The 13,754-nt window shown below is 62.5% G+C and carries 12 protein-coding genes; 9 read left to right on the forward strand and 3 right to left on the reverse strand.

The window, feature by feature from the left end; translation table 11 throughout:
• Positions 1-63 precede the first annotated feature (63 nt).
• From ACEN8U_RS15310 to dsbD, 4 genes are all read left to right on the forward strand, one after another.
• Positions 64-1,041: a DNA-directed RNA polymerase subunit alpha gene (locus ACEN8U_RS15310; RefSeq protein ID WP_006052226.1), complete on the forward strand. Its 978-nt coding sequence runs from the start codon at positions 64-66 to the stop codon at positions 1,039-1,041.
• 179 nt (positions 1,042-1,220) lie between these two features.
• The gene (rplQ, locus tag ACEN8U_RS15315) at positions 1,221-1,613 is read left to right on the forward strand and encodes a 50S ribosomal protein L17 (protein WP_013589828.1); all 393 of its coding nucleotides are present in this window, start codon (positions 1,221-1,223) and stop codon (positions 1,611-1,613) included.
• Positions 1,614-1,815: 202 nt separating this feature from the next.
• Entirely contained in the window at positions 1,816-2,148 is a 333-nt protein-coding gene (gene cutA, locus ACEN8U_RS15320; protein ID WP_374725943.1) for a divalent-cation tolerance protein CutA, read from the forward strand.
• Positions 2,141-4,000, forward strand: a complete 1,860-nt coding sequence (dsbD, locus tag ACEN8U_RS15325; protein ID WP_310110876.1) for a protein-disulfide reductase DsbD — start codon at positions 2,141-2,143, stop codon at positions 3,998-4,000. The genes cutA and dsbD overlap by 8 nt, the downstream gene beginning before the upstream one ends.
• 155 nt (positions 4,001-4,155) lie before the next feature.
• Here the strand turns inward: dsbD and hemB are convergent, their stop codons facing one another.
• Positions 4,156-5,154, reverse strand: a complete 999-nt coding sequence (gene hemB / locus ACEN8U_RS15330) for a porphobilinogen synthase (RefSeq protein WP_310110872.1) — start codon at positions 5,152-5,154, stop codon at positions 4,156-4,158.
• A gap of 265 nt (positions 5,155-5,419) precedes the next feature.
• Complete coding sequence (gene yihA, locus ACEN8U_RS15335) at positions 5,420-6,073, reverse strand: ribosome biogenesis GTP-binding protein YihA/YsxC (RefSeq protein ID WP_015003916.1); 654 nt, start codon at positions 6,071-6,073, stop codon at positions 5,420-5,422.
• Between the two features lie 218 nt (positions 6,074-6,291).
• On the opposite strand from yihA, the gene ACEN8U_RS15340 reads away from it, so the two are divergent.
• From ACEN8U_RS15340 to msrQ, 5 genes are all read left to right on the forward strand, one after another.
• Positions 6,292-6,945 carry a c-type cytochrome gene (locus ACEN8U_RS15340; RefSeq protein WP_310110870.1) on the forward strand — a complete coding sequence of 218 codons (654 nt, stop codon included), beginning with the start codon at positions 6,292-6,294 and terminating at the stop codon, positions 6,943-6,945.
• A gap of 116 nt (positions 6,946-7,061) precedes the next feature.
• Entirely contained in the window at positions 7,062-9,260 is a 2,199-nt protein-coding gene (locus ACEN8U_RS15345) for a cytochrome c biogenesis protein ResB (RefSeq protein WP_310110867.1), read from the forward strand.
• A 4-nt stretch (positions 9,261-9,264) separates the two neighbouring features.
• Positions 9,265-10,476, forward strand: coding sequence for a c-type cytochrome biogenesis protein CcsB (gene ccsB / locus ACEN8U_RS15350; RefSeq protein WP_310110864.1), 1,212 nt, complete (start codon positions 9,265-9,267; stop codon positions 10,474-10,476).
• A 184-nt stretch (positions 10,477-10,660) separates the two neighbouring features.
• Positions 10,661-11,656 (forward strand): protein-methionine-sulfoxide reductase catalytic subunit MsrP, encoded by a 996-nt coding sequence (gene msrP, locus ACEN8U_RS15355; RefSeq protein ID WP_310110863.1) that lies wholly within the window; start codon positions 10,661-10,663, stop codon positions 11,654-11,656.
• A gap of 11 nt (positions 11,657-11,667) precedes the next feature.
• The gene (gene msrQ, locus ACEN8U_RS15360) at positions 11,668-12,384 is read left to right on the forward strand and encodes a protein-methionine-sulfoxide reductase heme-binding subunit MsrQ (protein WP_310110862.1); all 717 of its coding nucleotides are present in this window, start codon (positions 11,668-11,670) and stop codon (positions 12,382-12,384) included.
• A 103-nt stretch (positions 12,385-12,487) separates the two neighbouring features.
• On the opposite strand, the gene lysA is transcribed toward msrQ, so the two are convergent.
• The gene (gene lysA / locus ACEN8U_RS15365) at positions 12,488-13,750 is read right to left on the reverse strand and encodes a diaminopimelate decarboxylase (RefSeq protein WP_310110861.1); all 1,263 of its coding nucleotides are present in this window, start codon (positions 13,748-13,750) and stop codon (positions 12,488-12,490) included.
• Positions 13,751-13,754 lie beyond the last annotated feature (4 nt).

Below are 13,754 nucleotides of genomic sequence, written 5' to 3' on the forward strand. Positions count from 1 at the left end.
TTCAGGTTGTTACCGGTCAGCCTTATCGGTGTAACGAGCCGAGGGTATTGAAAAGGAAAACCTATGCAAACCAGTTTGTTGAAGCCCAAGATCATCGCAGTTGAATCGCTGGGCGAAAGCCACGCGAAAGTGGTCATGGAACCGTTTGAACGCGGTTACGGCCACACCTTGGGTAACGCGCTCCGGCGCGTGCTGCTGTCGTCCATGATCGGCTATGCGCCGACCGAAGTGACGATCGCAGGCGTCGTGCATGAGTATTCGACGCTCGACGGTGTGCAAGAGGACGTGGTCAACCTGTTGTTGAACCTGAAGGGCGTGGTGTTCAAGCTGCATAACCGTGACGAAGTGACGGTTACGCTGCGCAAGGAAGGCGAAGGCGTCGTGACGGCTGGCGACATCGAGCTGGCGCACGACTGCGAAGTGATCAACCCCGACCACGTGATCGCGCATCTGTCCAAGGGCGGCAAGCTCGACGTTCAGATCAAGGTTGAGAAGGGCCGCGGCTATGTGCCGGGCAATGTGCGTCGTTACGGCGAAGAATCGGCCAAGATCATCGGCCGGATCGTGCTGGACGCGTCGTTCTCGCCGGTTCGCCGCGTGAGCTACGCCGTTGAAAGCGCTCGTGTCGAACAGCGTACTGACCTCGACAAGCTCGTGATGAACATCGAAACCAACGGTGTGATTTCGCCGGAAGAAGCGATCCGTCAATCGGCTCGCATTCTGGTGGATCAACTGTCGGTGTTCGCTGCACTGGAAGGCACCGAAGCAACGGCTGAAGCGCCGTCGCGCGCGCCGCAGATCGATCCGATCCTGCTGCGCCCGGTCGATGACCTCGAACTGACGGTTCGTTCCGCGAACTGCCTGAAGGCCGAGAACATCTACTACATCGGCGATCTGATCCAGCGCACGGAAAACGAGCTGCTCAAGACGCCGAACCTGGGCCGCAAGTCGCTGAACGAAATCAAGGAAGTACTGGCGTCGCGTGGTTTGACGCTCGGCATGAAGCTGGAAAACTGGCCGCCCGCAGGGCTGGACAAGTAAGCCGGCAGCCGTCCGCGGCAGAACCCGCCGCTGCACTGGCAACGACGCGGATTTTCCTTTAAAATCCGCGTCCTGTCTTTTTTCACTACCGGCCCGTGTGCTCTCTGCTCTGCAGTCATTTCAGAGCGAAGCAGCGCGATAGAAGAGCTGGACCAAAACTTTGAATCGAAGGAATCAACATGCGTCACCGTCATGGTCTGCGGAAACTGAACCGCACGAGCAGCCACCGTCTGGCAATGCTCCGTAATATGTCCAACTCGCTGATCGAGCACGAAGTCATCAAGACCACGCTGCCAAAGGCGAAAGAACTCCGTAAAGTTGTCGAGCCGCTGATCACGCTCGGCAAGAAGCCGTCGCTGGCCAATCGTCGTCTCGCATTCAACCGCCTGCGCGATCGTGACTCGGTCACGAAGCTGTTCGACGTCCTCGGCCCGCGTTACGCTAACCGTCCGGGTGGCTACCTGCGTGTGCTGAAGTTCGGCTTCCGCGTCGGCGACAACGCACCCATGGCGCTCGTCGAACTGCTCGACCGCCCGGAAGTTGAAGAAGTCGAAGTGCAAGAAGCTGAATAAGCGTTCAGGCGCTGATCGGTCATGAAAAAGCCAGGCTTACAGCCTGGCTTTTTTGTTTGCGGCGGCGCAAACGCTGAGTCCCGCGCACGAAAGGACCCGGCGGCCAAATGCCGCATGCCCGGAGCCGAGCTGCGAGCGACACCGCAATGCCAGGTGATACGATATTGACACCCAGCTTGTGTTGCCGGAGCTATCTGTGAGCTTGAGCGTGAACGTGACTTTACTTCTGACGACGGTACCCGACGCGGCCGTGGCCCAGAAGCTTGCCGCCGACGCGCTGGCTGCGCGGCTGTGCGCGTGCGTCACGCAGCTCGGTGCCGTGCAGTCCAGTTATTACTGGCATGGCCAGGTGGAGACGGCGCAAGAAATCCAGTTGCTGTTCAAGACGAGCGCGGCGCGTGCGGTCGAACTCGAGCAGTACCTACAGGCACACCACCCGTACGACACGCCCGAAATCCTGTCCTGGCAAGCCACCGCGTCGGCCGCCTATGGCCAATGGATCATCGCTGAAACTCAACGCCCCCTCCATGTTTAACCGCCTCAGTCGTCACGCGCGCAATGCGTGGCGTGCCGCTTTCCTCGTCTTCGCCAGCCTGCTTCTTGCGCAGTTCGGCACGCTCGCCCATGCGGCGGACGACTTCCTCGATCCCGCCGTCGCCTTCAAGTTCAGCGCGGCAGAAAAGCCGGGCGAAGTCGACGTCACCTACAAGATCGCGGACGGCTACTACATGTATCGCGAGCGTTTCGCGTTTGCGACCCGTAATGGAAGCGCGACACTCGGCGAGCCGCAACTGCCGGCGGGTCACATCAAGTTCGACCAGACGTTTAATAAGAACGTCGAGACGTACCGCAATGAACTGACGATCCGGATCCCCGTGAAACAAGCTGCCGGGGGATTCGATCTCGCCGTGACATCTCAAGGCTGTGCAGATGCCGGCATCTGCTATCCGCCGATGGAGCGCGTCTACCACGTCAGCGGCGCCGCGCTGCTGCCGGCGGGCAGCACGGCCGCGCCGCGCTCCACCGCGAGCGACGCGCCGTGGTACGAGCGCGCAACCAGCGCCGACTACGCGCAATCGCTGCTGCAGGACGGTGGCTTCGTCGCGATCATCGGGCTTTACTTCGTCGCGGGCATCGTGCTGAGTCTGCTGCCGTGTTCTTATCCGATGATTCCGATTCTTTCGGCCATCATCATCGGCGAAGGCGCTCGCGTGACGCGCGGCCGCGGTTTCTCGCTCTCGCTCGCCTACGTGCTCGGGATGGCGCTCGTCTACACCGCGCTCGGCATTGCCGCCGCGCTGGTCGGCCAGAGCCTCGGCGCCTGGCTGCAAAACCCTTGGGTGCTGGGCGCATTCGGCGTGCTGCTGACCATTTTTGCGCTCACGCTGATTGCCGGATTCGATATCGCTTTGCCGCAGCGCTGGCAGCAGGGCGTCTCGCATGCGTCGGCGGGGCGCTCGGGCGGCAGGTTCGCCGCCGTCGCCGGCATGGGCGCGCTGTCCGCGCTGGTGGTCGGCGCCTGCATGACGGCGCCGCTTTTTGCCGTGCTCGCGTTCATCGCGCATACGGGGAACGCCGTGCTGGGCGGCGCGGCGTTGTTCTCGATGGGCCTTGGGCTCGGCGTCCCCCTTTTGATCGTCGGTCTCGGCGCCGGCACGTTGCTGCCGCGCGCAGGCGCATGGATGGACAGCGTCAAAGTGCTGTTCGGCGTCGTGCTGCTCGCCGCGGCGCTCTGGATCGTCTGGCCGGTGCTCGGAGCCACGGCCACCATGCTGCTCAGCGCGCTCTGGCTGCTGATTGCTGCTGCATCGCTCGGCCTTTTTGCGGCGCCGGCGCCACAGACGCCGATATGGCGCCGGCTCGGACGCGGCATCGGCGCTGCATTTGCCGTTTGGGCGGCGGTGATTCTGGTCGGACTTGCGGCGGGTTCGTCCGACCCTTTGCGCCCGCTTGCCGTGCTTGCCGCACGTGGCGCGGCGCCCACGGGAGAAGGTGGGCCTGTCACGCCGCAGATCGCGTCGCAGGCCGATCTGGCGTTCCAGCCGGTGCGCTCGTCGGCTGAACTCGACCAGGCCGTCAAAGCGGCCCCACAGCCCGCCATGCTCGATTTTTATGCGGACTGGTGTGTGAGCTGCAAGGAAATGGAGAAATTCACGTTCAGCGACCCGCGCGTGCAGGCGAAGTTAAAGCAAATGAACCTTCTGCGCGCCGACGTCACCGCCAACAATGCCGAAGATCAGGTGCTGCTCAAGCGTTTCGGCCTGTTCGGCCCGCCGGGGATCATCTTTTTCGACCGCGGCGGCAAGGAGGTGCTCAGAGTGGTCGGTTATGAATCGGCTGACAAATTCCTGCGATCGCTCGACCGGGCCAGTCTGCCGCAAACCTGACGACATGCAAAAAAACGGAGGCGTGACCTCAAGAGGTCCGCCTCCGTTTTTCTATTCAACGGGCGAGTGAACTGCGATCAGCTGCGCACAACGCGGCGCGCCACTCACTCACTCAAGAACGCACGCACGCCAAGCCGCGGCAAGCTCAGCCCTCATCATTTCTGCGAGCGGAGAATCCGCGCCGCATCCAGCGCGAAATACGTCAGCACGCCGTCGGCGCCTGCGCGCTTGAACGCGAGCAGCGATTCCATCATCGCCTTATCGTGGTCCAGCCAGCCGTTCTGCGCCGCCGCCTTGAGCATCGCGTACTCGCCGCTGACCTGATAAACGTAGGTCGGAAACTGGAATTCGTCCTTCACGCGACGCACGATGTCGAGGTACGGCATGCCCGGCTTCACCATCACCATGTCCGCGCCTTCGTTGATGTCGGCCTGGACTTCGCGCAGCGCTTCATTCGAATTCGCCGGGTCCATCTGATAGGTCATCTTGTTGCTTTTGCCGAGGTTGGTGGCCGAGCCGACGGCGTCGCGGAACGGACCGTAGAACGCCGACGCGAACTTGGCCGCATAAGCCATGATGCGCGTGTGCACGTGGTCCTCACTTTCCAGCATTTCGCGGATCGCGCCGATGCGGCCGTCCATCATGTCCGAAGGCGCAACGATGTCGACGCCGGCCTCAGCCTGCGCGCGCGCCTGCTCGATCAGGATCTCGACGGTTTCGTCGTTGATGACATAGCCCGTCTCGTCGAGCACGCCGTCCTGGCCGTGGCTCGTGTACGGATCGAGCGCCACGTCGGTCAGCACGCCGAGTTCCGGGAAGTGCTTCTTCAGTTCACGCACCGCGCGCGGAATCAGGCCCGCCGGGTTGGTCGCTTCACGGCCGTCGGGCGTTTTCAGCGAGGGCTCGATCGCCGGAAATAGCGACAGCACGGGCACGCCGAGTTCGACGCACTGCTCGGCGACTTTCATCAGCAGGTCGACGGAAACGCGTTCGACGCCGGGCATCGACGCCACGGCTTGCCGGACGTTGTTGCCTTCGACGACGAAGACGGGGTAGATCAGGTCGTTAGTGGTGAGAATGCTCTCGCGCATCAGACGGCGCGAAAAGTCGTCGCGGCGCATACGGCGCGGGCGAAAATGCGGGTAGAAGCTCATGTGGGATCGAAAACCGTGGATATCTTGAGTGGGGCGATGACACGGGGGGCGCCGGCCGGGGCGGCGCCCACTCGCGGAAACTTTTCAAGACAATGGTATATCATACCGATCGAGCAAGGCGCCTGGCGCTGACCTCCCCGCTTCTCCTCCCTGAGCGGGTGCCTGTCGTTTTTCGATTAGGCTGTTTGACCCGCCGTTCAAGCGGCGGGTTTTTTTATGGGCCGCCGAAATCGCGCCTTCAGGCCGTCAAAAGAGCGCGCGCGCCTTACTGCGCAGCGTCCGTTTCGCCCTTTGCGTCGGGGATTAGCCAGCTTTCGATCAATTCGTGCGCTTCCTCGATGCCGACCCGCTTGAGCGCCGAAAAAAGCTGCGCCGTCAGCTCGCCCTGGTAGCCTGCGGCCCGATATTCCGCCAGTCCCTTCTGCGTGGTGCGCAACGCATTCACGCTTTCCTGGCGCGTCAATTTGTCGCATTTCGTCAAGAGCGCGTGAATCGGCTTGCCCGTCGGCGCAAACCATTCGATCATCCGCCGGTCCAGCTCGGTCAACGGGCGGCGCGCGTCCATCATCAGGATCATGCCGCGCAGTTGTGAGCGCGATTGCAGATAAGTGGAAAGCAGCGCCTCCCAGTGAGCCTTGGCGGCGCCGGGCACTTCGGCATAGCCGTAGCCCGGCAGGTCGACGAGATGCGCAGCGGGGTCGTCCGCCTTTCCCACCGAAAAGTAGTTGATGTGCTGCGTACGCCCCGGCGTCTTACTCGCAAAGGCGAGCCGCTTCTGATTGCACAGAATGTTGATGGCCGTCGATTTGCCCGCATTCGAGCGCCCGGCAAAAGCAATCTCAGGCTGAGCGGTGGCCGGCAGATCGCGCAGGTGATTGACGGTCGTAAAAAAGCGGGATTGGTGGAGCAGGAAGGACATGGGCAGGCCGGATTTCGAGACGCCGGGGAACCCGGATTGGGGACGGGTCAAGCCCGACTGGCGTCTTAGCGATTAGCGAGTTATTGTACAATACGATGGTTTACTGAAAACCTGAGGGGGCCAGCCCGCGTGCCTCGGCGGCTCCTGGGCGGTCACTTGGGTCGCCGTCGTATTGTGCAAAACCTCTAAAATCCCACAAGACGAGACAGGGTGTGCGAATGAATCGACTGTGCAAGGCTCTGATGGTGTTTCAGGTAGCGGCAGGTCTTTCAGGTTTGGCAATTCAGGCACGAGCAGCAGATCCGGCAAAGCCGGACATGAATCGGGGGCAGGCAATCGCGGTGCAGGTTTGCGCGTCATGCCACGGCGCAGACGGCAACAGTGCCGGCGGTGCGTATCCGAAGCTGGCGGGTCAGCATCCCGACTATCTCGTCAAACAACTCAAGGATTTCAAGGCGCAGCCCGGCGGCAAGCAACCCGCGCGCAACAATGCGATCATGACGGGCATGGCGTCGGCGTTATCCGATCAGGACATGGTCAACGTCGCTGCCTATTTCGCGGCGCAGGCTCAGAAACCCGGCTACGCGCACAACAAAGATACGGTGCCGCTCGGGCAAAAAATTTATCGGGGCGGGATTGCGGACAAGGGCGTGCCGGCCTGTGCAAGTTGTCACGGGCCCACGGGGCAAGGCATTCCGTCGCAGTATCCGCGTCTGTCCGGGCAATGGGCCGAGTACACGGTGGCGCAGCTGAACGCGTTCACGCAGGGGCCCGGCGCACGCAATAACAATGAGGCGATGCATGCGGTCGCATCGCGTCTGTCGGACAGCGAGATCAAAGCTGTAGCCGATTACATCGCGGGCCTGCACTAAGAGGTTCGCGCGCAAGTGCAACCGGCCCGCCGAGGCCGGTGAAAAACAAGAAAAGGGTGGGGGCGTCGTCGCTACGATCGCCCTTCACCCTTTTTTGCTGTTCAGTCGGAGTATGAATGAGCGTCACCACGTCGGGTTTGCAGTCGAAGTCGGGCCATCGCGTCTTGCGCAGCGTCGTCGAAGTATTGAGTTCGATGCGTTTTGCCATTGCGCTGCTGGTGATTCTGTCGATCGCCAGCATCATCGGCACCGTCCTCACGCAGGACGATCCCTATCCCAATTACGTCAATCAGTTCGGCCCGTTCTGGGCTGACATCTTCCGCGCGCTGAGCCTCTACACGGTGTACAGCTCGTGGTGGTTCATCCTGATTCTCGGCTTCCTGATGGTGTCGGTGTCGCTGTGCGTGATCCGCAACGCGCCGAAAATGATCGCCGACGCGAAGAGCTGGAAAGACAAGGTTCGCGAAGCGAGCCTGCGCGCGTTTCATCACAAGAGCGAATTCGCCGTGCACGGCACGCGCGCGCAGACGGCCACGGCGCTCGGCAAACTTTCGGCGAAACTCGGCTATAAGTTCGTCGCGCGCGAGTCCGACGGCGCCACGCTGATCGCGGCGAAGCGCGGCGCGCTGACCAAATTCGGCTACATCTCCGCGCACCTCGCGATTGTGGTGATTTGCCTCGGCGGCCTGCTCGACAGCAACCTGCCCATCAAGCTGCAAATGTGGCTGTTCGATAAATCGCCGATCCGCGCCAACACGGTGATCAACGACATTCCGCCGGAGCACCGCCTGTCGCAGTCCAATCCGACGTTCCGCGGCTACGCGTGGGTGCCGGAAGGGCAGCACGTGTCCACCGCGATCCTGAATCAGCCTGACGGCTCGCTCATTCAGGATCTGCCGTTTTCGATCGAGCTGCAGAAGTTCATCGTCGACTATTACTCGACCGGCATGCCGAAGCTGTTCGCAAGCGACATCGTCGTGGTCGATCACAAGACCGGCGCGCGCGTGCCGGCCCGCATCGAGGTGAACAAGCCGTTCGAGTACGACGGCGTGTCGATCTATCAGTCGAGCTTCCAGGACGGCGGCTCGCAAATGCAGATGACCGCCTACCCGATGACCGGCGCGAGCGCGAAAACGGCGCCGTTCGGCGGCACCATCGGCGGCAATGCGCCGTTGAGTTCGGCCACGCCGCTCGCCGACGGCCAGACGGTCGAGTTCACCGATTTCCGCGCGATCAACGTCGAGAACATCTCGAACGCCAACGGCCAGACGGACACCCGCGGCGTCGCGGCGCACCGCTCGCTGAAGGAAGCATTCGACGAACGGCTCGGTTCCGGCGCGAAGACGTCCAAGCCGCTCGAGCTGCACAACGTCGGCCCTTCGGTGCAGTACAAGGTGCGCGACAAAGACGGCCAGGCGCGCGAGTACAACAACTACATGCTGCCCGTTGCGGTGGGCGGCGAGAAGTTTTTCCTCGCCGGCATGCGCCTGAATCCCGACGATCCGTTCCGCTACCTGCGCATTCCCGCGGACAGCGGCGGGACCGTCAACGAATGGATGAACCTGCGCGCCGTGCTGGAAAACCCGGCCGTGCGCGCACAAGCCGCGCACCGCTTTGCGCTGCGCTCGGTGCCGGAAGCGAACACCGAATTGCAGCAGCATCTGGAAGAAAGCGCGTTGCGCGTGCTGACCCTGTTTGCGGGCGCCGACAACAGCGTCAAGCTGCCGAACGGCCAACCGGTGGGCGGCTTCCAGGCTATTGCCGGTTTTATCGACCATTCAGTGCCGAAGGCCGAGCAGGAAAAGGCCGCTGGTTTGCTGCTGCGCATGCTGGAAGGCTCGATGTGGGATCTCTGGCAACTGTCGCGCCAGCAGCAGGGCGAGCCCGACGCGCAGGCGAATGCGGAGACGAGCCGCTTCGTCCAAAGCTCGATTAATGCCATATCGGACAGCTTTCTGTATGGATCGCCGGTCTATTTGCAGCTGGACTCCTTCAAGCAGGTGCAAGCCTCGGTATTTCAGTTGACGCGCGCACCCGGCAAAAAAGTCGTGTATCTTGGCAGCCTGCTCCTCGTATTGGGCATCTTCTCGATGTTCTACGTCCGCGAACGGCGCCTCTGGTTCTGGCTCAAAGACTCTGAGCAGGGCACGCATGTCGTGATGGCCATGTCGAGCGCCCGCAAAACGCTCGACTTCGAAAAAGACTTTGCTCAGACGCGCGAGGCCGTCGGCGCCGCGCTAGGCGCGAAGCCCGTCGATGCAGCGTCCGGCAGCGCCGGCACTCAGTCGGCAAGCTCACAAGATTCGACCCGGTAATACCATGGACTTGACTCAGGTTTCCTCATCTTCTCCTTCCGCCGCCCGGCCTGCCAAGACGCCCGCGGACGAAGCGCTCAACGCGGTTCAGTACGATGAGCGGCCGTTCCTGAAACGGCTCGGCGTGGTCGACTGGCTGTTCGCCCTCGCGATGGTGGCGGGCGCCGGTTTCGCGCTGTCGCGCTATCACCCGTTCATGAATTACTACGACAAGCTGGTGCTGGTGTGCTCGGTGCCGGCGTTTGTCGTGCTCGGCTGGCGCTGGAAGCCCGCGCGCGCGCTCATGGCTGGAATCGCCGTGCTGTCGCTGCTGGCCATCCAGATCTATCACGGCGATCTCGCCCGGGCGGACAACGCGTTCTTCCTGAAGTACTTCCTGTCGAGCCAATCCGCCATTCTGTGGATGAGCGCGCTGTTCGTGTTCGCGACCGTTTTCTACTGGATCGGACTGCTGTCGCGCTCGCCCACCGGCGCCGCGATCGGCTCCAGAATGACGTGGGCGGCGGTGGTGATGGGCTTCGTCGGCCTGATGGTGCGCTGGTACGAGTCGTATCTGATCGGCGCGGACGTCGGCCACATCCCCATCTCGAATCTGTACGAAGTGTTCGTGCTGTTCAGCCTGATCACCGCGCTCTTCTATTTGTATTACGAACAGCACTACAACACGCGCGCGCTCGGCGCATTCGTGCTGCTCGTCATTAGCGCGGCCGTCGGCTTCCTGATGTGGTATTCGGTCGCGCGCGACGCGCAGCAGATCCAGCCGCTCGTTCCCGCGCTGCAAAGCTGGTGGATGAAGATTCACGTGCCGGCGAACTTCATCGGCTACGGCAGCTTCGCGTTGTCGGCCATGGTGGCGGTTGCTTATCTCGCCAAAGAGCGCGGCGTGCTGGCCGATCGCCTGCCGGCGCTCGAAGTGCTCGACGACGTGATGTACAAGTCCATCGCCGTGGGTTTCGCGTTCTTCACGATTGCGACGATTCTCGGCGCGCTGTGGGCCGCGGAGGCTTGGGGCGGGTACTGGAGCTGGGACCCGAAGGAAACGTGGGCGCTGATCGTCTGGCTGAACTACGCGGCCTGGCTGCATATGCGTCTGATGAAGGGGCTGCGGGGCGCGGTCGCGGCCTGGTGGGCGCTGACCGGCCTGCTGGTCACCACCTTCGCTTTCCTCGGGGTGAACATGTTCCTGTCCGGCCTGCATAGTTACGGCAAGCTGTAATATTCGCCGTCCTCGACCGACAAACAACCGCCGCGTGTTTCACACCGGCGGTTTTTTTACGGCTGGCGGAATATTGGCGCATTGAATGTGTTCGTGATTGAGAGAGCGCGTGAAATGTCCCGACGAGCGATCATCACCATGGCCCCGCTGGATGTCTGACCCGGGGGCCGCAAGGAGCAGCACGATGTGGATCAAGCGAAGCGACAGGATTCAACTCACCGGCGACGATATCGCTCGTAGCGAAATCACGCCGCAGCACATTTTCCAGAACCGGCGGCGCGTGCTGCGGGCGGCCGGCGCATTGGCGCTCGGCAGTCTGATCGGCGTGAACGGCGAAGCGCTGGCGGCTTACACGTCGCCCGACCCCAAGGCGCAGAAGCTCGCGGCGAAGACCAACACGAAGTTCGTCGCGCTCGACAAGATCACGCCGTTCAAGGACATCACCAGCTACAACAACTATTACGAATTCGGCACCGATAAGGCGGATCCTGCCGAGCACGCCGGGACGCTGCGTCCACGGCCGTGGAAGGTGAGTGTCGAAGGTGAGATCAAGAATCCGAAGGTGTACGACATCGACGAATTGCTCAGGCTCGCGCCGCTCGAGGAGCGCGTGTACCGGCTGCGGTGCGTCGAGGGTTGGTCGATGGTGATTCCGTGGATCGGCGTGCCGCTTGCGGAGCTTATCAAGCGCGTACAGCCGACCGGCAACGCGAAATATGTGCAGTTCATCACGCTGGCGGATCCGTCGCAGATGCCTGGGCTGTCCACGCCGATTCTCGACTGGCCGTATTCGGAAGGCTTGCGCATGGACGAGGCGATGAACCCGCTTACGCTGCTCACGATGGGCGTGTACGGTCAGGTGCTGCCCAATCAGAACGGCGCGCCGGTGCGTGTCGTGGTGCCGTGGAAATACGGCTTCAAGAGCGCGAAGTCGCTCGTCAAAATCCGCTTTGTCGAGAAGCAGCCGCCGACGAGCTGGAACACCTATGCGTCTAACGAATACGGCTTCTATTCGAACGTGAATCCGAACGTCGACCACCCGCGCTGGAGTCAGGCGACGGAGCGGCGCATTGGCGAAGACGGCTTTTTCACGCCGAAGCGCAAGACCTTGATGTTCAACGGCTACGGCGATCAGGTGGCGTCGCTGTACCAGGGCATGGACCTGAAGAAGAACTTTTAAGCGACATGACGATGGCTTCCGATACTCAATCTGTCGCGCGTACCGAGCACAATGCGCCGCGGGAGCAGGCGCGCGCGGCCACGTCCGCTCCGGCGTCCGCAGCACCGAGACGGCCCGCGGCTGGCTCGCGTTGGGTCGTGCCGGCCAAAGTCGCCGTTTTCGTGGCGGCGTGGTATCCGCTCGCGCGCATCGTGTTGTTCGGCGTGACCGATCGGTTGGGCGCCAATCCGATCGAATTCATCACGCGTTCCACGGGGCTGTGGACGCTGGTTTTTCTGTGCATCACGCTGGCGGTGACGCCGTTGCGCCGGCTCACCGGCGTGGCGGCCTTTCTGCGGTTTCGCCGCATGCTCGGGCTGTACGCATTTTTCTACGCGACGCTGCACTTCATGACTTATTTCTGGTTCGACAAGTGGTTCGACGTCGCGGAAATCGTCAAGGACATCGGCAAGCGGCCTTTCATCACCGTGGGCTTTGCCGCTTTCGTGCTGCTGATTGCACTGGCCGTCACGTCGCCGCGCGCGATGGTGCGCAAGCTCGGGCGCCGCTGGCAGGCGTTGCACCGCGCCGTTTATGCGATCGGCGCGCTCGCGATTCTGCACTTCTGGTGGATGAAGGCAGGCAAGCACGACCTGATTCTGCCGAAGCTGTACGGCGGGATCATGCTGGCGCTGCTGGGCTGGCGTCTGGTTGTGTGGTTGCGCGAGCGCGGAACAAAACGACGATGAAGCAACGGTCGCGCTGACTGGCGCTCAATCCGCTTTGCAGAAAAAAAGGCGATGCCACCACCGTGACATCGCCTTTTTTCATGCAGCCGCTCGCTGATTATGGTTACGCCGGCAGGATGCTTTCGCCCGCAAACAGCTGCTGGACTTCCTCGCGCGCACGGACCACATGCGCTTGTGTACCATCAACCATGACCTCCGCTGCGCGCGGGCGCGTGTTGTAGTTCGAGCTCATCACAAAGCCGTACGCGCCGGCCGAGCGGATGGCGAGCAGGTCGCCCGGCTCGACGGAGAGCAGGCGCTCGCGCCCGAGCCAGTCGCCGCTTTCGCAGACCGGCCCGACGACGTCGTACACATGCGCCGGCGCCTCGCGCTGAACGACGGCGTCGATGACGTGATACGCCTCGTACATGGCCGGGCGGGCAAGATCGTTCATGGCTGCGTCGACGATGGCGAAGTTCTTTTCAGCGCCCGGCTTCAAAAATTCGACGCGCGTGAGCAGCACGCCCGCATTGCCGACGAGCGAACGGCCCGGCTCGAAGTACACCTCGCGATGGCCGTGGCCGCGCGCCTCGATGCGGTCGAGCACCGTGCGCACGAAGTCGCCGATGTCCGGCGGCGTTTCGTCGTCATAGGTAATGCCGAGGCCGCCGCCCACGTCGATATGACGGATTGTGAGGCCGTCCTGCTCGATCTGCTCGACGAGCTCCAGGAGCTTGTCGACGGCGTCGAGGTAAGGCGCCACCTCCGTGATCTGCGAACCGATATGGCAGTCAATGCCGACCACCTCGAGGTTCGCCATGGCGGCGGCCGCCTGATAGGTGGCGCGCGCATCTTCGAATGCGACACCGAACTTGTTCGACTTGAGCCCGGTGGAAATATAGGGATGTGTTTTCGCGTCGACGTCGGGGTTCACGCGCAGCGAAACCGGCGCCTTCTTGCCCATTTGCGCCGCCACTGCGTTCAGGCGATCCAGTTCCGGAATCGACTCGACGTTGAAGCATTTGACGCCGGCCGCAAGCGCTTCGCGCATTTCGTCCGCGTGCTTGCCGACGCCGGAAAACACGGTGTTTTCCGCCTTGCCGCCCGCTGCCAGCACGCGCGCCAGTTCGCCGCCCGACACGATGTCGAAGCCCGCGCCGAGCCGCGCGAACACGTTCAGCACCGCGAGATTGCTGTTGGCCTTGACGGCGACGTGCACGCTCGCGCGGCGGCCGGCGCATGCGCCCGCGTAGGCGTTCCACGCGTCGGTGAGCGCGGCGCGCGAGTACACATAGAGCGGCGTGCCGAACTGTTCGGCGAGCGAAACGGCGGACACGCCTTCGGCGTGCAGCACGCCGTCGACATAGTCAAATGCAGGTCGAGTCATGCGG

Origin of the sequence: Paraburkholderia phenoliruptrix, assembly GCF_047325075.1 — a bacterium.
Taxonomy (GTDB): domain Bacteria; phylum Pseudomonadota; class Gammaproteobacteria; order Burkholderiales; family Burkholderiaceae; genus Paraburkholderia; species Paraburkholderia phenoliruptrix.